Below are 19,287 nucleotides of genomic sequence, written 5' to 3'. Positions count from 1 at the left end.
CCGCGCCGCTACGGGTGCCTCTGGCCTGGCGCGCAAGGGCCACTTAATTGACTGGCCCTGTGTCGACGCGCGCTTCCACCACCTGCTGCACCGCCGCGGGCACGGCGGAAAGCAGGTCGTAGCCGGTGGCTGCCTCGATGGCATCCACGCTGGTGCGGTAGCTGCCCCAGGCGGTACTCAGCGCATTATCATTCGGCGCATCAATGGCAATGACGCGGGTAGTGGCCGCGACGCGGCGGGCATCTTCCTCCCCTGCCGGCAGCACCACCACCACCTTCCAGCAACGGGCCGGCACGGTCACGCGGCCCTGGTCTAGGGTGCTCACGAACCCATTGGCCCCCGTGCCGCCGCGCCCGTAGCTGCCGCAAATGATGTACAGCTCGTTGCCCTGGCCGGCCAACGTACGGCAATAGTCTTCTAGGTCGGCCCAGGTCTGCTGGTTCAGGCGCGGCGCCTGGGGCATCATGTTAGTCATCAAGAAAGTGGCCGAGTTGTCGGCCGCGGTGCGCGTGCGGTCGGCACTGGGGCAGTTGTGCCCCCGGTCGAAGCCCGAGCCGCTGTAGCTGCCGGCGCCAACGCGGTACCAGGCAGTCGGTAACTCCGGGTCGGGCCGGAAGTCGTCTTGCCGGGGCGCCGTGCCCCGCCAACTGGCATCCAAGTGCCAGCTCACCCAGTTTGGTATGCCGCGGTCGCGGTGGTACGACAGTGCGTACTGGGTTTTTAGCAGCAGGTAGTTGGTGGGCTCATTGGCATCGGCCGTGGCCCCGCTGGGGTTGCCCAGCGTCAGGTGCTCAGGCAGTTCCGGTGCTGCAGGCGTGGCTTCCTGCTTTTGGCACGCCGCCAGCAGCAGCCCCCCGGCGAAGGCCGCCCAGCGAAGGCGCGTAAAAAGATTACAAAGCATGCGGAAAAGGTCCAGCGGAAAAGGGAAATCAGGGGTGACGAAGGCTTTGTGCCATGATACGGGCCCGGCCCAGGCAATGGTGCGCCCAACGTGGGTGCAGGCGACTTCCTCATTGCGCAGCCACCCGTAGCTATTAGTGGCAAGCCCCCCAGCAAAGCCCTCGTCAATACTCCCAGCCCACCATTTCAACCCGATGCGCTGGCGTCTCCTGAAAAAGCAAAAAGCCCGTCTCCAAGGTGGAAACGGGCTTTTGCAGAGAAGGAGGGATTCGAACCCCCGGAGGTTTAACCCTCAACGGTTTTCAAGACCGCCGCAATCGACCACTCTGCCACTTCTCTGGGTCAATTGTGTTGTTGCGCTGGGTGTTAGTCAACAAAAAAGGCTTTTTCCAGCGCAGAAAAAGCCTTTTTGTAGAGAAGGGGGGATTCGAACCCCCGATACCGTTGCCGGTATAACGGTTTTCGAAACCGTCGCATTCGACCACTCTGCCACCTCTCTATACAGGCCCCCGAGTGATTGGGGAGTGCAAAAGTAAAAAGGAAAGCGGAATGAAAAACCCGCTTTGAAAAAAAATCACAAACTTTTTGCTACGCTCCTGAATGTCAAGGCCTCATTTTTTGCCCGGCATGTCGCGTTGCGCCGCCAGCTGCTCGCGCATCATCTGGCGCCGGCGGCCGGTGATGGCGTCCATGCTCACGTTCACCTCAAAGCCGATAATCAGCGTCATGCACACAAACTCGAGCCACACCATGAAGCCCACCAGCGCCCCAATGGAGCCGTAGAACGTGTTATAGGAGTTGAAGATGCGGACGTAGAGCGTGAAGAGAAAAGACACCAGAAAAATGAGCAGCGTGGCCACCACCGCCCCCGCCGAGAGCAGCGGCCACTTGTCGTGCACGGGCGGCACGAAGTAATAAATCACGCAGGTCGTGCTCAAAAAGAGCCCCACCAATGAGCCGTAGCGAATGAGCGTGAGCACCAGGTCGGTGAACCGCTCGGGCACGATTTCATAGAATACCAGCGCGTCCATCATATAAGTACCGAAGAAGATGCCCGCAATGGAGAGCAGCAATATCAGCGCCAGCACAAAAGTTAGCGCCGTTGCAATCACGCGCTTGCGCAGGTAGCTGCGGTGCTTAAACCACGGGTATTTCTTCTCGAACGCATCGAGCAGCGCCATGATGCCGTTGGAGCTGAGCACCAGCGCCGTGACAAAACCGAACGAGAGCAGGCCGCCGTGCGGGATGTTCACGATGTCCTCAATGGTCGTGGCCGTGGCGGCGTACAGCTCCGGCGGCATAAAATCGGCCAGGTACTGCAGGATGTCGACGTTGAGGTTGGGGATGTTGAGGTAGTCGCTGATGAACGGGATGAGCGTGAACAGGAAAATGATGGTCGGAAACAGGGCTACCGTGAGGTTGAAGGCCATGTAGGCGGCGCGTTTTTCCAGCGAGTCGAGGCGCAGTTCGTGCAGGATGCGGTCGAGCACGTCGTAGAGCGAGGCCTGGCCGCCGGGCAGCCGCAGTCGCTTTAGGCCCACAATCAGCCGCCGGTAGGTGCGTTGCTTGCGCACATCGGGGAAGCGGGCACGGCTGATGGCGGCGGGGGCTTTCACGGATTTAGGGTTGAATGTTGAGGGTTGAGTTTTGAGTTTTGAGTGAATCGGCCAAGTGAAACTCAACCCTCAACATTCAAAACTCAACCCTTTTACTTTCTGAACGCCGCCGGGGCGGGCGCATCGGGCAAAATGGCGCCGGGCTTGGGCAGCACCGGACTTTCCAGGTCGTCTTCGCTAAAATACGGCGCCAGCTGCTGCTGGATACTCTCGGGAATGGGCACGGGCCGGCCGGTGGTGGTTTTCACAAACACCATGAGCGTGTGGCCTTCGGTGAGCAGTTCCTGGGCTTCGTTGTAAATCTCGTACTCGAACAGTACCCGCGTGCCTTCGGGCGGCTGGCGCAGCAGCAGGCGCACGGTCAGCAAGTCGTCGTAGCGCGCGGGGCGGCGGAAACGGGTGCGCAGCTCCCCTACCGGCATGCCCACGCCATCGGCCTCCAGCTCTTTGTAGCTGATGCCGAGCTTGCGAAAGGCCTCGGTGCGCGCCACTTCAAAATAGGCCGCGTAGTTGCCGTGGTAGACGTAGCCCATCTGGTCGGTTTCGGCGTAGCGCACGCGGATTTGGATGTCGGAGGTGTACAAGCTGGGATTCTTAAAATTGGTTTACCAAAAGATATATGCGCCGAAAAACCAAATGATAATGGCGCTTAACGCTGCCAGCAAGGCTAACGGAATAAGCCGTTTAAATGACCGCCAATAGACGGCGCTGAATGCAACACTCACCAAAACGAGCACCGGTATAACGATTGTTGCGAAGCACACCAGCCAGCCCATGGCTTCCTTTAAGGAGTGCATCCACTTGGGTGCGCCAATGGGCAAATTGCCAAACCCATCACCGTGATAATAAGCATTCTGATAAAAGCAGAACGACACTATTGCGGCATCGGCAGCCATCAGCAGCCATACTGACCACCAACTAATACGCAATGCCGTTGCATTCAGCGCTTTCACCTTTTCTATTTGATGCCAGCTCTGTTCAATGCCGCCTGGTAGCGCCGCGCATTCGCAATGTGCTCCTGCTCATTGGTGGCAAAGGCGTGGTAGCCGCTGAAATCCTCCTTGGCGCAGAAATAAAGGTAATTGTTGCTCTCCGGCTTTAGCACGGCGTCGATGCTGGCGATGCTGGGCAGGTTGATGGGGCCGGGCGGCAGGCCGGCGTACTTGTAGGTGTTGTAGGGCGAGTCTTTTTGCAGGTGCACGTTCAGCACGCGCTTAATGGTGAAGTCGTGGTTGGCGTACACCACGGTGGGGTCGGCCTGTAGCTTCATGCCGCGCTTGAGGCGGTTGAGGTAGACGCCGGCAATGCGCGGGCGCTCGTCGGCGTGCTGCTGCTGCTCGGCTTCCACGATGCTGGCCAGGGTGCTTACCTGGGCGCGGGTGAGGTGCAGCTTCTCGCGCTCGGCGTCGCGCTGGGGCGTCCAGAACTGCTCGTAGGACGTTTTCAGGCGCTGCATCAGGCGCTTGGCCGAGGTGTTCCAGTACACGTCGTAGGTGTTCGGGATGAACATGGTCAGCACCGTGGTGGTGTCGAAACCCAGGCTTTTGGTGTAAGCCGGGTCGCGCAGCAGCGAGTCGAGCCGGGCGGCGGGCACATCGACCTGGCTGGCCAGCTTGGCCACCAGCTCGTTGCGCAGGCGCACCGTATTGAAGGTGAGTTTTACGGGCGACTGGGCGCCGCTTTTGAGCACGTTGATGAGCTGGCGGTTGGTGAAGCCGTCCTTGAGCTCGTAGTTGCCGGGCTTCACGGCGCCGGGCTTGTCGTACTTCATCAGCCGGGCCACGAAGTGCAGCGAGAGCTTGTCGACGATGGCCCCGGTGCGGTCGATGGTGTTGAGGGCGTCCTTCCAGGTGGCCCCGCGCGGAATCACCACGTAGGTGGGCTTGCCCTTGGTTTCGACGTTGGCGGTGAAGAACACCTGGTAGAAATAGTAGGAGAAGCACACCAGCGTGAGCGTGAACACAATGCTGACGATGCCCCAGCGCTTGCGGCGTTTGAGGGCCGCGTCGCGGCGTTCGATGACAGACTTTTGGGCGGGTTTGGCCATGGAGGATAAAGCGGATAGCGGAAGCGCGGCGCCAAAAGTACGAAAGCCGGGAACCCGGGCGCGCACGCGGCGCGTAGTTGTTTCGTTTCGGCGGGGTGTAGTACCTTGCCCGCCCCTACGGCTGGGCCGGCCCCGTGCCGCCGCCGGGGGCTGTCCATCGCCGGCGCTGGCTGGCCTTCACGCATTCAATCCATTATTCCCTTTATGCCCGCCACCCTCCTCCGCATTCACCCCGAAAATCCGCCCCAAGCCCGTATCCAGCAAGCCGTTGACGTGCTGCGCAAGGGGGGAGTCATCATCTATCCCACCGATACCGTGTATGGCATCGGCTGCGACGTGACCAATGCCAAGGCCGTGGAACGCGTGTGCCGCATCAAAGGCATCAAGCCTGAAAAAGCCAACCTGAGCTTCATTTGCTACGACCTGTCGCACATCTCCGACTACGCTCACGGCATCTCGACTTCGACTTATAAGGTTATCAAAAAAGCACTGCCCGGCCCGTTCACCTTCCTCTTCGAGGCCAGCGCCGAGGCCCCCCGTTTCGGCGGCGTGAAGCGCAAGCAAGTCGGCATTCGGGTGCCCGACAACCAGATTATCCGTCAGCTGGTGAAAGAACTTGGCAACCCCATCGTGAGCACCTCGGTGCGCGAGAGCGAGGAAACCCTGGAAGAATACGTGACCGACCCGGACCTGATTTACGAGAAGTACCGCCTGCTCGTGGACCTCGTCATCGACGGTGGCTTCGGCGGCAACACCCCCAGCACCATCGTGGACTGCACCAACGACGATTTCGACATCGTGCGCGACGGCGCCGGCGACATCGAGCAGTTTTTGTAGTCTGAATGACAGGCCCGCCCGTCATTGCGAGCGCAGCGAAGCAATCCGTCCTGTTCTCAGCGACCAGCTTAATAAAGTGACAAAGCCCCGACACTACGCAGTGCCGGGGCTTTTCTATTAAGGCATTATCACATTAAAAGGCTTGTCGCGTTGAGCGCACGGATTGCCGCGGGCTGCACCCTCGCAATGACAGGCGCCGCCTAACTGCGTTTATGCTTCCACCGCCGGTGCGTCCACAGGTACTGCTCGGGCGAGGCGCGCATATCTTTTTCCAGCTGCCGGGCGAAGGCTTCCGTGACGGGAAAGGTGCCAGCCGGTGCCTGCTTGGCTTCGCGGCCGTCAGGCAGTTCGGTGAAGGTGACTTCGTAGTAGCCGCGCCGCACGCGGCGGATGCCCACGTAGAGTACGGCGCAGTCGAGCTGCACGGCGAGGCGGTCAGCACTAGTGTAAAAGCTGGTGTCCTGGTGCAGGAAATCAGTCCAGTAGGGCCGGTCTTCGGGGCCGGCGGCCTGGTCGGTGAGCAGGCTGAGGGTGCGGCCTTCGCCGCGATGCGCCACTAAGTAGCGCAACGTGGCCAGCATGGGCACCGCATCGGCACCGAGCCGGGTACGCAGGCGGCGCATGAAGCTCTCGAAGAACAGGTTATTGAGCGGCTTGTATACGCCGGCAGCCCGGCCGGGAAACTCCAGCGCCGCGCCGCTCAGAATCCACTCCCAGTTGCCCATGTGCGAACCGAGCGAGAGCACCAGTCGCTTCTCGGCGAAATGGCGCGTCATCAGCTCCGGGTTCACGAAGCGCATCCGCTGCCGTAATTCCTCGGGCGAAATAGCGGCCAGCTTCAGAATTTCGATGATAACCTGCGAGAAATGTCGGTAGAATGCCTTGCCGATGCGCTCAATTTCGGCCGGCGTTTTCTCCGGAAAGGAGTTGCGCAGGTTTTCCGTGACGACGCGCCAGCGGTAGCGCACCACGTAGGCCAGCAGGAAGTAAATGACCTCCGCAAACAGGTACAGTACCGCCAGCGGCAGGTGCGCCAGGCCCAGCAGTAGCCAGCGCAGCGGCTCGAAGTACCAGGCATAAGGCCGGCCGGAGCTGGAAAGAGTGCCTTTCGTGGCCATGCTTAGCGGGGCACGGCCGCGTTGCCGGGCGCAAATTCGGCTGAGGCACGCTGGCCGATGGCACGGTGTCCGGCCAGCAGCTTCTTGTTGCCCGGCCCGCCGTACACTTCGATGAAAAGCGTGAACGGCCCGTCGGGCAGCGGCCCCAGCGGAATCTGCCCCACGATGGTGGTCGGACGCCCGCTCTGCGGCGTGAGCGAGGCATCGGCATCGGCGGCCGAGCCGTCGGGGGTGGTGAGGTGGTAGTGCACGCGCAGGGGCTGGCCCTGCGGCGCGTTGTGCAGCTCGGTGTAGAAGAACACGTTGTCGGAGCCGCGGCCGTAGGTGCCGCCAGCCGCGCGGGCCAGGCGATAGCCGCCGCGGGCAAAGTTATCGTCGCCCCCGCTCTTGGCCGCCGGGCGCGAGAGCAGAATTACGTCTGAAAGAAAGGGGCCGACGGGCGCTTCCAGCACCAGTGGCTTTTCCACGGTCGTTTCGCCGCCCGCGCTGCGGTACTGGTCTTTCACGGTGCCGCGCAGGGTGTATTTGCCGTCGGGCAGCAGGATGCGCTTGAGGAAGCTCTGCGGGTTTTTGATGGCAATGGTGGTGTCGGTGAGCACCGGCGGCTTCAGCGTCACCACTTCGTGGTAAGCCGAGGTACCGTCGGCCTTCAACACATCGAGCGTGACCACGGCCGAGGACTGAAACGACTTTGGCGCCCGCTGCCGGTAGGTGAGCGGCTGGGTGGGCACAGTCACGTAGATTTCCACTTCGGCCCCCTTCACTACTTTATCGAGGTTGCGGAAGCGGGCCACGTCGAGCAGGAGCTGCGGCGGGCCGGCCTGGGCGGCCAGCGTGGCGAAAGCGGCGAGGAAAGTCAGGAGGTAGCGCATAAGGCAAAAGTACGGCGGGTAATGATGTAGCGTGGACGCTGCGAGTCCGCGCCTGAAAGAACGTTCTGGGCGTATGGGGACTCGCAGCGTCCACGCTACAATCCGCGGCGGCATGACGTTCCTTTCTATTTTTGTGCCAGCAATGCGGCAAACATTTCCCGCACCGCCTCGTTTCTCTCCCATCATGCGCCCCATCATCGCCTTCTTTCTGGGAATCCTGATGCTGCTGGGCAGCTTCATTCCCGAGAACGACCTAGGCGAGCTGGCCAAGCTGCCGCAACTGGTGGAGCACTACGATTACCACCACTCGGCGGCGGGCGGCGGGCTGAGCTTCGGCCAGTTCATTGCTGAGCACTACGGTGCGGGCACCAAGCACTACGCGGGCTGCACCCTGAGCTCCCGCCACCAGCAAGACCACCACAACTTGCCCCTGCGCTGCCACCACGGCTGCGTGCTGCTCAGTTTGGTGGTGGCGCCCGTGACGCGGCTGGTGTTTGTGGCCCGGCCTGTGCCGGCGCCCGTGCGGGCCTACCGCGTGGCCGCCACGCCGCGTTACGCTTTCACCTTCAGCAGCTCGCTGGGCCAGCCGCCCCGAGCCTAGCCTGCCCGCGCCCCCGGACGCAGTGTGCCCGCGCCTGACCAGGCTTCGGCACTGAAATCCTGGCCTTCTCCCCTCTCTTATTGGATTTTTAGCGCCTGCCGGGGTGGCCACGTGGCCGCGTTCGGGCCGGGCCGCATTGCATCGTTTCGCATGATTTCGGCGATTATTAATTTCAGCATCCGCAATAAACTGTTGGTGGGCCTGATGCTGGCGGGCCTCATTGCCTGGGGCGTTTTTTCGGCTGCCAGCCTGCCGCTTGACGCCATTCCGGACGTCACCAACAACCAGGTTCAGGTCATCACCCAAAGCCCCGCGCTGGCGGCCCAGGAAGTGGAGCAGCTCATTACCGTGCCCCTGGAGCTGGAGCTGCGCACCATTCCGGGCGTCACCGAAATCCGGTCCATCTCGCGTTTCGGGCTGTCGGTGATTACCGTCGTTTTCGAGGAAGACGTGGACACCTACCACACCCGCCAGCTGGTGGCCGAGAAGCTAAAAGTGGCCGAGGCCGACCTTGGCCAAGGCTTGGGCGCACCGGGCATGGCGCCCATTACCACCGGCCTGGGCGAGATTTACCAGTACACCCTCAAGGTGAAACCCGGCTACGAGAAACGCTACAGCTTGGCCCGGCTACGCGAAATCCAGGACTGGCTGGTGAAGCGCCGCCTGGCTGGGGTGGCCGGCGTGGTGGACGTGAGCAGCTTCGGCGGTTACGTGCGGCAGTACGAGGTGAGCGTGGACCCCGCCCGCCTGGCCGGCGCGGGCGTGAGCATGGCCGAGCTTTACGAGGCCCTGCAAGCCAACAACGGCAACGCCGGCGGCAGCTACCTAGAGCGCGGTCCGCGGGCCTTTTTCATTCGGGGCGAGGGTCGGGCCACCTCGCTGCAAGACATTGGCAACATTGTGGTGAAGCCCGTGGGTGTGCCCGGCCAGGGCGGCGCGCCGCTATTGGTGCGCGACGTGGCGGCCGTGCGCTTCGGCCACGCCGTGCGCTACGGGGCCATGAACCGCGACGGCCAGGGCGAAACCGTGGGCGGCGTGGTGCTCATGCTGAAAGGCGCCAGCTCCGAGGCCACCATCAAAAACGTGAAGGCGCGGGTAGCAGAAATCCAGCAAACCCTGCCACAAGGTCTGGAAATCGACCCGTTCCTCGACCGCACCAAGCTGGTAGACAAGGCCATTCACACGGTGGTAAAAAACCTGATTGAGGGCGGCGTCATCGTGGTGGCGGTGCTGCTGTTGCTGCTCGGCAACTTGCGGGCCGGGCTGGTGGTGGCAGGCATGATTCCGCTGTGCATGCTCTTCGCGCTGGGCATGATGCGCACCTTCGGCGTGTCGGCCAACCTCATGAGCCTGGGCGCGCTGGACTTCGGCCTCATCGTGGACGGGGCCGTGATTATTGTGGAAGCCGTCATCGCCCATCTCGTGCACGAGCGCCTCAAGGCCGCCCACGAAACTATGGACGACATCACCGAAGGCGTCACCAACCGGCTAATGAAGTCGGCCCTGTTCGGCCAGCTCATTATTCTCATTGTGTACCTGCCCATTCTCTCACTCACCGGCATCGAGGGCAAGATGTTCCGGCCGATGGCCCTGACGGTGAGTTTCGCCATCTTGGGCGCCATGCTGATGTGCCTCACTTACGTGCCGGCCGTAACGGCCTGGGCCTTGAAGAAAAACATCAGCGATAAACCCAATCTGGCCGACCGGATTGTCGGCTTCCTGCACCGCGGCTACGAGCCGATTATCCGGGCGGCGCTGGGGGCCCGCGGGCTGGTGGTGGGCGTGGCGCTAGGGCTGCTGGCGCTGGGCGGCCTGGTGTTTTCGCGGCTGGGCGGCGAGTTCATTCCGCAGCTCGACGAGGGCGACTTTGCCATGAACGTGACACTGGCCCCGGGCTCGTCGCTCGAAGAAAGCGTCCTGATAACCGGGCGGATTCAGCGCATTCTCAAAAGCCAGTTTCCCGAAGTGCTGCAGGTGGTGGGCAAAATCGGCACTTCCGAAATCCCCACCGACCCCATGTCGATGGAAGACGGCGACATCATGATTATTCTGAAAGACCGCGCCGACTGGACCAGCGCTCCCACCCGCGAGGCGCTGGCTAACAAGATGCAGGCAGCCCTGGACGGCGTGCCCGGCATCAGTCTGGAATTCCAACAGCCCATTCAGATGCGGTTTAATGAGTTAATATCCGGCGTGAAGTCGGACATATCGGTCAAGATTTACGGCGATGACCTCGACCTACTCAAAGCCAAAGCCGACGAGGCGGCGGCCCTCATCCGCCCGCTAACCGGCGTCGGCGACCTGAAGGTGGAGCAAATCATCGGTCTGCCCCAGCTGCGGGTGAGCTACGACCGCGCCCGTTTGGCCCAGTACGGCCTGCGCGTGCGGGACCTTAACACCCTGCTGCAAACCGCCTTCGCCGGCCAAACTACCGGCCAGGTTTACGAAGGTGAGCGCCGCTTCGACCTCGTGCTGCGCCTCGACTCGCTGCACCGCCGCGGGGCCGACGACCTCAACCAGCTCCTCGTGTCCCTACCCGACGGCAGCCAGATTCCGTTGGCCGAAGTAGCCACCGTGGCCCTGAAACCCGCCCCCGCCCAAATCTCGCGCGATGACGCCCGCCGCCGCGTCAACATCGGCGTGAACGTGCGCGGACGCGACGTACAAAGCCTCGTGCAGGACATCCAGGGCAAGCTGCAAACCGGCCTGCGCCTGCCCGCCGGCTACAGCATCGTATACGGCGGCCAGTTCGAAAACCTCAACCACGCCAAGGACCGGCTGGCCATTGCCGTGCCGGTGTCGTTGGTGCTCATTTTCATGCTGTTGTTCTTGGCCTTCCGCTCGGTGAAGGAGGCGCTGCTGATTTTTACGGGTATTCCGCTGGCGGCCATTGGCGGGGTACTGGCGCTGTGGCTGCGCGGGATGCCGTTCAGCATTTCGGCCGGCGTGGGCTTCATCGCGCTGTTCGGCGTAGCCGTGCTGAACGGGATTGTGCTGGTGGCCAGCCTGAACGAGCTAGCCAGCGCCGGCGTGCGGAAGATTCGCGAGCGGGTGCTGCGCGCCACCGAGGAGCGGTTCCGGCCGGTGCTGCTCACGGCCTCAGTGGCCTCGCTGGGCTTTCTGCCGATGGCCTTGTCGAACTCAGCCGGCGCGGAGGTGCAGAAACCGCTAGCCACAGTCGTCATCGGCGGACTAATAACGGCCACACTGCTCACGCTGGTGGTGCTGCCGGTTCTCTATACTTTCTTCGTGAAAGACGACGAGCCTAGCCCCGTTGACGCCGCCGAGGCGGCCCACGAAGCTAAAGTAGCCGCCGAAACAGGAGGCACGGCCGGTATCCCGGCCGCGGTGATTCTGCTGCTTGGCGGGTTGCTGTTGGCACCGGCCACCGGTCGCGCACAAGCCACCAAAGCCCCCACCAATGCGCCGCTCAGCATCTCCCGGGCCCTGAGCACCGGCTTGGCGCAAAGCCCGCTGGTTCAGTCGGCCACCTTACAGGCCCAGCAGCAGGCGGCCATGGCCCGCAGCGCTTACGACTTGCCGCGCCTGACCATTGACTACCAGTATGGCCAGATTCAGGGCGCGCTCAACGACCAGACCTTCAACATTCTGCAACAGTCGGCTTTCCCCACTGTGTACGGCGCGCAGCGCCAGGTGCTCCAAACCACGGCCGAGGCCGGCACCATCCGGGCCCGGGCCCAGCGCCGCGAGTTGGCCCGCAACATCCGGTCGGGCTACTATAATTTGCTGGTGACTTACCGCCTCACGGCCCTTTTACGCCGGCAGGACAGCCTCTACCAGCGCGCCGCCCGGGCCGCCCGCATCCGCTACCAGGTGGGCGAAACCAACCGCCTGGAGCAGGTATCGGCCGAAGCCCGCGCCCGCGAGCTGCAAAACCGCCTCGCCACCCTGCGCTCCGAACTACTGGTGCAGCGCCGCCAGTTGGCCCTGCTGCTGGGCCAGTCCGGTCTGGCCGACATCGACACCACCGCCAGCCCCCGCGCCGTGCTGCTACCCGCCGATACGGCCACCCTCACGCCCGCCACCAACCCCACCCTGGCCCTCTACCAGCAGCAGCTCACCCTCAGCCAGCAGCAAACCCGGCTCGAAAAGCTACGCCGGCTGCCCGACCTGCGGGCTGGCTACTTCAACCAGACCATTAACAAGGAACGAGGCTTCAACGTGGCCCAGGCTGGCATCGCCGTGCCGCTGCTGGGCGGCGCCCAGCGCGCCCGCATTGCCGCCGCCAAAATAGGCGAAGAAGCTGCTCAGGTGCAGCTGGCTTATGCCAACACGCAATTCGGCACCCAGCTAAGCACCCTGCGCCAGCAGCTGGCCCGCGCCCAGGCCTCTCTGCTTTATTACGAAAATTACGCTCTTCTGCAAGCCCGCCTCATCCTCACCACTGCCGAAAAAAGCTTCCGCGCCGGCGACATCGAGTACGTGGAGTACGTGGTGAACACCCAGCCCGCCTGGCAGATTCAGGAGGCGTATTTCGAGCAGCTTCGGCAATACAATGAACTGGTAGCCAACATTCAGGCGCTGGCCGGAGCGGATGAGCAATAATTAAAAATTGAATAGACTAAAAGAACGTCATTCCGAGCGAAGCCAAGGCATCTCATGTGCATCGTCTGGCTCCCCTCTCCGCGGGAGAGGGGCCGGGGGTGAGGCCCCACGTTTGAACAAAACACCAGAGATGCTTTGACTTCGCTGCACTCCACTCAGCATAACGTTCTCATCAATTGAGTAGAAACAACATGAAATCCGTCACTTGCCTCGCCCTCCTACCCTTCCTCATCGCCTGCGGTAAAAATGCCGACGAAAAAACCGCCGACAAGCCCGCCCCGCCCCCACCCCGCGCGCCCGACGAAGTATTCCTCAATAAAGCCCAGCTACGAGCTGCCGGCATCGAGCTGGGCACCTTCACCCGCCGCGACCTCGGCACCGAAGTACAAGCCACCGGCCAGATTGACGTGCCGCCCAGCCACCGCGTATCCGTCACGGCCATCATGGGTGGCTATGTACAGCAGCTGCCGACGCTGCCCGGCCAGCACGTGGCGCGCGGCACCGTGCTGGCCACGCTGCGCAGCCCCGAGTACCTCAAGCTGCAACAGGACTACCTCCAAAGCCAGGCCCGCATCGTGTTTCTGAAGCAGGAAACCGCTCGCCAGCAAGTTCTCAACGACGAGGACGTGGGCGCCCGCCGCAAGCTTCAGCAGGCCACCGCCGAGCTGCGCACCGAGCAGGCCGCGGCCGGCAGCCTCGCCGCCCAGCTCCGCCTCATTGGCCTGAAACCTGAGTCGCTCAGCGCCACCAGCATCCGGCCCAGCGTGCCGCTTGTAGCACCCATTGGCGGCTACGTAAAGGCCGTGCTGGTCAACCCCGGTCAGTTCGTGAACCCGCAAGACGTGCTGATTGAGCTGGTCGACCGCTCCGACCTGCACCTGGAGCTGAAAGTATTCGAGCGCGACATCACCAAGGTGAAGGAGGGCCAGGACGTCCTATTCCGCGTGCCGTCGCAGGGCGCCAGTGCCCGGCCCCTGGCCGCTACCGTTTTCTTGGTCGGCAAAGCCTTCGATGACGACGGCCGCACCGTGCCCGTGCACGCCCACCTGCACGACACCGGCCCCGACGCGGCCGCCACCGCCACCCTGCTGCCCGGCCAATACGTCAGTGCCCGTATCCTCACCGGCCGCACCCCGCAGCGCACCCTCCCCGAAGATGCCCTCGTGCCCGGCGGCGAAGTCAGCTACGGCTATTATCAGGTAAAATCCGATGCCAGTGGCAGCACCTTCCGCCGCTTCAGCCTCCGCCCTGGCGCCACCGACCAGGGCCAGGTAGCCGTGAGTTTGCTGGATAAGCTGCCCGATACCACTCGTTTGGTTATCCGGGGCGCTTATTTCCTGGATGCCGAGCGCAGTAAAGGGCAGGGTGGTGATGAGTAGAGACGCATATTTGCGTCTCGTCGTTGAACGGAATCAGCGAACGATTTTTGCCCGCCCGGTTCAACGACGAGACGCAAATATGCGTCTCTACGCCATCCCATGATTATTCTTTCCGAGCTCCACTACCACCCGCCCGCCGCCTTCTTCGCCACGCTCGCGCACGCCGACGGCTTGCTGCTCGAAGCGCATGAGCACTACCGCAAGCAGACTTACCGCAACCGTTGCCTCATCAAAACGGCTCAGGGCGTGCAGCCCCTCACCGTGCCGGTCATTGACGGCAACCGGGCCGAAAAGGTCAGCATTGCGAAAATCGAAATCGACTACCGGCAGAATTGGATTCACCGTCACTGGCGCACGCTGCAGACGGCTTATGGCAATAGCCCTTATTTTGAGTACTACGCCGACTACCTGCACGATATTTACGTAGGTAAGCCCGCCCTGCTTTTTGACCTAAATCAGCAGTTTTTGCGTTTGTTACTGAAATGCTTCCGGCTCACCCTGCCGGTGCATCTTACCTCCGAGTACCACGCGCACTATTCCGCGCAACCTTCCCCCGCTTTCCCGGGTCCTGCTTCTACCCCGTCCGTCGTGGCCGACCAGCGCGACTGGCTGACACCCAAAACCGGCGCAAAACCGCCCGAACCTGACACTCCGGCAGCCCTGGTCCGGGTGCGGCCCTATCCGCAGGTGTTTGGCCCAGGTTTTGAGCCGGGCTTGAGCGTGCTGGACCTGCTGTTTTCGCAGGGCCCGGCGGCCGGCTCCTTTTTGCAGTAATTCGGTACTCATCACCGTAACCTGCCAATTTCTGCCGACGTTAAGAATTAACTGCTTGCGGGCCTTGCCCGGCCCGAACCTTCGCCCGAACCAGCTTGTTTTCAAGCTACATCGGCCCAACCCGTCATTCGTGTTTACATGCCCGACGCGGGGCTTATCTGATTTTTCACTACGTTTATTGGCATGGAAGCTAAATTCTCAAACCGCGTCAAAGAGGTTATTTCTCTGAGTCGGGAAGAGGCCATCCGTCTCGGACACGACTACATCGGCACCGAACACCTGCTGCTCGGCATGATTCGCGAAGCCGAAGGAACCGCCCTCGGCCTCTTGCGTAAGCTAGGCGTGAGCATCGACGAGCTCAAGTTTTCGCTGGAGCAGGCCACCCGCAACACGGCCACCCAAGGCACCAGCATCACCGGCTCGATTCCGCTCACCAAGCAAACCGAGAAAGTCCTCAAAATCACCTACCTCGAAGCCAAGATTTTCAAGTCGGAAATCATTGGCACCGAGCACCTGCTGTTGTCCATCCTCCGGGACGAGGACAACATATCTTCCCAAATTCTTTCCAAGTTTAACGTGAACTACGAAACTGTGCGCGACTCGCTGGATTACCACGGTAATGCCGGCGCAGCCCCGCAAAACCGCACGCCCGACACGGACGACGACGACAACGACCGCCTCTTTGGCGCCTCGGGCCCCGGTGGCGGCCGTGGCGGCGCCGGAGCGGGCGCGGCCAAGAAGCCCGGCGAAAAGTCGCGCACCCCGGTGCTCGACAACTTCGGCCGCGACCTTACCAAGCTCGCTGAGGAAGACAAGCTCGATCCCATCGTGGGCCGTGAAAAAGAGATTGAGCGCGTGGCCCAAATCCTGAGCCGCCGCAAGAAAAACAACCCCATCCTCATCGGCGAGCCCGGCGTGGGTAAAACCGCCATCGCCGAAGGCCTTGCCCTGCGCATCATTCAGAAGAAGGTGAGCCGCGTGCTGTTCAACAAGCGCGTGGTGACGCTGGACCTGGCTTCGCTGGTGGCTGGTACCAAATACCGCGGCCAGTTTGAGGAGCGCATGAAGGCCGTGATGAACGAGCTGGAAAAGTCGCCCGACGTGATTCTGTTCATCGACGAGTTGCACACCATCGTGGGCGCCGGCGGTGCTTCGGGCTCGCTCGATGCTTCGAACATGTTCAAGCCGGCTCTGGCCCGCGGCGAGATTCAATGCATCGGCGCCACTACGCTGGATGAGTACCGTCAGTACATTGAGAAAGACGGCGCTTTGGCACGTCGTTTCCAGATGGTGATGGTGGACCCCACCACGCCCGAGGAGACCATCGAAATCCTGCACAACATCAAGGACAAGTATCAGGACCACCACCACGTGGTGTACACCGACAAGGCCATTGAGCAGTGCGTGATGCTGTCGGACCGTTACATGTCCGACCGTTTCCTGCCGGACAAGGCTATTGACATTCTCGATGAAGCCGGTGCCCGCGTGCACATCAACAACATCGTGGTGCCCGAGGACATTCTCACGCTCGAAGAGCAGATCGAGAACATCAAGGGTGAAAAAAACCGCGTGGTGAAATCGCAGAAATACGAGGAAGCCGCCAAGCTTCGCGACACCGAGAAGAAGCTGCTCGACCAGCTCGAAACTGCCAAGAAAAACTGGGAGGAGGAGACCAAGAAGAAGCGCTACACGGTGAAAGAGGAAAACGTGGCCGAGGTAATCGCCATGATGACCGGCATCCCCGTTTCGCGCGTGGCCCAGAACGAAAGCCAGAAACTCCTCAACATGAACGAGGAGCTGCAAGGCAAAGTAATTGGCCAGGACAAAGCCATCAAGCAACTGGTGAAAGCCATTCAGCGCACCCGTGTGGGCCTGAAAGACCCCAAGAAGCCCATTGGCTCGTTCGTATTCCTCGGCCCGACGGGCGTGGGTAAGACGGAGCTGGCCAAGGTGCTGGCCACTTACCTCTTCGACAAAGAAGATGCGCTGGTGCGCGTCGATATGTCGGAGTACATGGAAAAATTCAGCGTGTCGCGCCTGGTGGGCGCGCCTCCCGGCTACGTGGGCTACGAAGAAGGAGGCCAGCTGACGGAGAAAATCCGCCGCAAGCCGTACTCAGTAATCCTGCTTGACGAGATTGAGAAGGCGCACCCGGACGTGTATAACCTGCTCCTGCAGGTGCTGGACGACGGCATCCTGACCGACGGCCTCGGCCGTAAGGTGGACTTCCGCAACACCATCATCATCATGACCTCGAACATCGGGGCGCGTGACCTGCAGGACTTCGGCGCTGGCATCGGCTTCGGCACCAAGGCCCGTCAGGAAAACATGGACGAGATTACGAAGGGCACCATCACCAACGCCCTGAAGAAGACCTTCTCGCCCGAGTTCCTGAACCGCTTGGATGACGTCATCGTCTTCAACTCGCTGGAGAAAGCCGACATCCACCGCATCATTGACATCAGCCTCAGCAAGCTCCTCTCGCGGGTGCAGGCCCTGGGCTACCGTGTCGAGCTGACGGAGAAGGCCAAGGACTTCGTGGCCGACAAAGGCTACGACCCCAAGTACGGTGCCCGGCCGCTGAACCGCGCCATCCAGAAGTACATCGAAGACCCGATTGCCGAGGAAATCCTCAAAGCTCAGGTGGTGCACGGCGACGTGATTACTGCCGACTACGAGGACGGCAAAGACGAGCTGATTTTCAGCGTAAGCAAGAGCGGTGAGGCGCAAAACCTTGCCAGCGACGAGCGCCCGGCCGACAAGCCGGAAGCCGACGATGCTGACGCGAAGAAGTAAGATTATAGCTCACAATTCGAGTTGTGCCAGTTGAAAAAGCCGGTTCCAGCAATGGGACCGGCTTTTTTGTTTTTAGGTACGAGCCGAACCAGATGCCATCATTCCGGTGGCTCATAATCGGCCCGTAGCCTACCTTTGGCCTTTCACTTTTGCGCTGCTTCCCACCCGCGCGCCATACCTGACTTATGCCCGACCCGCACGCCCACGCACACCTCTCCAAAACCGAATTGCTGGCCCGCAAAAACGAAGAAGCCCTGTTGGGCGGCGGCCAGGCCCGCATCGACGCCCAGCACAAAAAGGGCAAGCTCACCGCCCGCGAGCGAATTGATTTACTGCTCGACGAAGGCTCGTTTGAAGAAATCGGCAAGTTTGTGATGCACCGCTCCAAGGACTTCGGCCTGGATAAGGAGCATTACCTCGGCGACGGCGTGGTGACGGGCTACGGCACCGTGAACGGCCGCCTCGTGTACGTTTTCTCGCAGGATTTCACGGTTTTTGGCGGCTCGCTGAGCGAAACTCACGCCGAGAAAATCGTTAAAATCATGGACCTCGCCATGAAGAACGGTGCTCCCGTCATTGGGCTGAATGACTCGGGCGGGGCCCGCATTCAGGAAGGCGTGGTAAGCCTGGGCGGCTACGCCGACATCTTTTATAAGAATACGCTGGCTTCGGGCGTGGTGCCGCAGCTGTCGGCCATTATGGGGCCGTGTGCGGGCGGCGCGGTGTACTCGCCGGCCATCACCGACTTTATTCTGATGGTGGAGCACACGAGCTATATGTTCGTGACCGGCCCCAACGTGGTGAAGACGGTGACCCACGAAAATGTGACCAGTGAAGAGCTGGGCGGCGCCAGCACGCACTCGGCCAAGAGCGGCGTCACGCACTTTAGCTGTGCCAATGAAGTGGTGTGCATCAACCACATCAAGCAACTGCTGAGCTACATGCCGCAGAACTGCGAGGAAACCGCTCCCAACCAGCCTTACGAGGCCGCCGGCGATGAAAGCCGCCCGGTGCTCGACAAGCTGATTCCCGAAAATGCCAACCAGCCCTACGACATGCGCGAGGTGATTGAGGGCATCATCGACGAGGGTTCTTTCCTGGAAGTGCACCAGAATTTTGCCGAGAACATTGTGGTCGGCTTTGCCCGTCTGGCAGGCCGCAGTATCGGAATTGTGGGCAACCAGCCGGCGGTGCTGGCCGGCGTGCTCGACATCAACGCCAGCACCAAAGCCGCGCGCTTTGTGCGTTTCTGCGACTCGTTCAACATTCCGCTACTGGTGCTCGAAGACGTCCCCGGCTTCCTGCCCGGCACCGACCAGGAGTGGCGCGGCATCATCACCAACGGCGCCAAGCTGCTCTATGCCTTCTGCGAAGCCACCGTGCCGCGCATCACCGTCATCACCCGCAAAGCCTATGGCGGCGCGTATGACGTGATGAACTCCAAGCACATCGGGGCCGACATGAATTACGCCTGGCCCACCGCCGAAATTGCGGTGATGGGCGCTAAAGGCGCGGCTGAAATCATCTTCAAGCGCGAAATAGCTCAGGCCGAGAACCCTGAAGCCAAGCTGCAGGAAAAGGTGGACGAGTACCAAGAGAAGTTTGCCACGCCCTACCGCGCCGCCCACCGCGGCTTCGTGGACGAGGTGATTCTGCCCTCACAGACGCGCCAGAAACTGATTCGTGCCTTTAAGATGCTGGAAAACAAAGTGGACACCATGCCGCGTAAGAAGCACGGCAACATTCCGCTGTAAACTTTTTGTCATGCTGACGAAGGAAGC

General features: G+C 61.5%; 14 protein-coding genes and 2 tRNA genes. 7 read left to right on the top strand and 9 right to left on the bottom strand.

Going from position 1 to position 19,287, the window contains the following annotated elements; genetic code table 11:
- Positions 1-43: 43 nt before the first annotated feature.
- The 7 genes from MTP16_RS12555 to mltG form a co-directional block, all read right to left on the bottom strand.
- Positions 44-901, bottom strand: coding sequence for a DNA/RNA non-specific endonuclease (locus MTP16_RS12555; RefSeq protein ID WP_243509000.1), 858 nt, complete (start codon positions 899-901; stop codon positions 44-46).
- A gap of 253 nt (positions 902-1,154) precedes the next feature.
- Positions 1,155-1,239: transfer RNA gene (locus MTP16_RS12550), tRNA-Ser, on the bottom strand.
- Positions 1,240-1,312: 73 nt separating this feature from the next.
- Positions 1,313-1,399, bottom strand: a tRNA-Ser gene (locus MTP16_RS12545).
- A gap of 112 nt (positions 1,400-1,511) precedes the next feature.
- Positions 1,512-2,516: a YihY/virulence factor BrkB family protein gene (locus MTP16_RS12540; RefSeq protein WP_243508997.1), complete on the bottom strand. Its 1,005-nt coding sequence runs from the start codon at positions 2,514-2,516 to the stop codon at positions 1,512-1,514.
- A gap of 92 nt (positions 2,517-2,608) precedes the next feature.
- Positions 2,609-3,100: an acyl-CoA thioesterase gene (locus MTP16_RS12535; protein ID WP_196287696.1), complete on the bottom strand. Its 492-nt coding sequence runs from the start codon at positions 3,098-3,100 to the stop codon at positions 2,609-2,611.
- A 21-nt stretch (positions 3,101-3,121) separates the two neighbouring features.
- Entirely contained in the window at positions 3,122-3,469 is a 348-nt protein-coding gene (locus MTP16_RS12530; RefSeq protein WP_243508995.1) for a hypothetical protein, read from the bottom strand.
- A gap of 5 nt (positions 3,470-3,474) precedes the next feature.
- Complete coding sequence (gene mltG, locus MTP16_RS12525; protein WP_243508993.1) at positions 3,475-4,563, bottom strand: endolytic transglycosylase MltG; 1,089 nt, start codon at positions 4,561-4,563, stop codon at positions 3,475-3,477.
- 204 nt (positions 4,564-4,767) lie between these two features.
- On the opposite strand from mltG, the gene MTP16_RS12520 reads away from it, so the two are divergent.
- Positions 4,768-5,400 (top strand): L-threonylcarbamoyladenylate synthase, encoded by a 633-nt coding sequence (locus MTP16_RS12520; protein ID WP_243508991.1) that lies wholly within the window; start codon positions 4,768-4,770, stop codon positions 5,398-5,400.
- Positions 5,401-5,600: 200 nt separating this feature from the next.
- Here MTP16_RS12520 and MTP16_RS12515 read toward each other — a convergent pair whose 3' ends face one another.
- Together MTP16_RS12515 and MTP16_RS12510 are read right to left on the bottom strand one after the other, a co-directional pair.
- Complete coding sequence (locus MTP16_RS12515) at positions 5,601-6,518, bottom strand: lysophospholipid acyltransferase family protein (RefSeq protein ID WP_243508989.1); 918 nt, start codon at positions 6,516-6,518, stop codon at positions 5,601-5,603.
- A 2-nt stretch (positions 6,519-6,520) separates the two neighbouring features.
- Positions 6,521-7,390 carry a hypothetical protein gene (locus MTP16_RS12510; RefSeq protein ID WP_243508986.1) on the bottom strand — a complete coding sequence of 290 codons (870 nt, stop codon included), beginning with the start codon at positions 7,388-7,390 and terminating at the stop codon, positions 6,521-6,523.
- Between the two features lie 184 nt (positions 7,391-7,574).
- Between MTP16_RS12510 and MTP16_RS12505 the strand changes: the two genes are divergently transcribed.
- The 6 genes from MTP16_RS12505 to MTP16_RS12480 all read left to right on the top strand — a co-directional run bounded on the left by MTP16_RS12505 (position 7,575) and on the right by MTP16_RS12480 (position 19,260).
- Complete coding sequence (locus tag MTP16_RS12505; RefSeq protein WP_243508983.1) at positions 7,575-7,991, top strand: hypothetical protein; 417 nt, start codon at positions 7,575-7,577, stop codon at positions 7,989-7,991.
- 150 nt (positions 7,992-8,141) lie between these two features.
- Complete coding sequence (locus tag MTP16_RS12500; RefSeq protein WP_243508979.1) at positions 8,142-12,557, top strand: CusA/CzcA family heavy metal efflux RND transporter; 4,416 nt, start codon at positions 8,142-8,144, stop codon at positions 12,555-12,557.
- A gap of 191 nt (positions 12,558-12,748) precedes the next feature.
- A complete protein-coding gene (locus MTP16_RS12495) occupies positions 12,749-13,936 on the top strand; it encodes an efflux RND transporter periplasmic adaptor subunit (protein ID WP_243508976.1) in 1,188 nt (395 codons plus the stop codon).
- 99 nt (positions 13,937-14,035) lie between these two features.
- Entirely contained in the window at positions 14,036-14,710 is a 675-nt protein-coding gene (locus tag MTP16_RS12490) for a WbqC family protein (RefSeq protein ID WP_243508972.1), read from the top strand.
- A 183-nt stretch (positions 14,711-14,893) separates the two neighbouring features.
- Positions 14,894-17,506 (top strand): ATP-dependent Clp protease ATP-binding subunit, encoded by a 2,613-nt coding sequence (locus MTP16_RS12485; protein ID WP_243508969.1) that lies wholly within the window; start codon positions 14,894-14,896, stop codon positions 17,504-17,506.
- Positions 17,507-17,691: 185 nt separating this feature from the next.
- Positions 17,692-19,260 (top strand): acyl-CoA carboxylase subunit beta, encoded by a 1,569-nt coding sequence (locus MTP16_RS12480; RefSeq protein WP_243508965.1) that lies wholly within the window; start codon positions 17,692-17,694, stop codon positions 19,258-19,260.
- The last annotated feature ends 27 nt before the right edge of the window (positions 19,261-19,287 follow it).

Source organism: Hymenobacter monticola, assembly GCF_022811645.1.
GTDB classification, from domain to species: domain Bacteria; phylum Bacteroidota; class Bacteroidia; order Cytophagales; family Hymenobacteraceae; genus Hymenobacter; species Hymenobacter monticola.
This window is presented reverse-complemented; position numbering and strand designations above follow the sequence as displayed.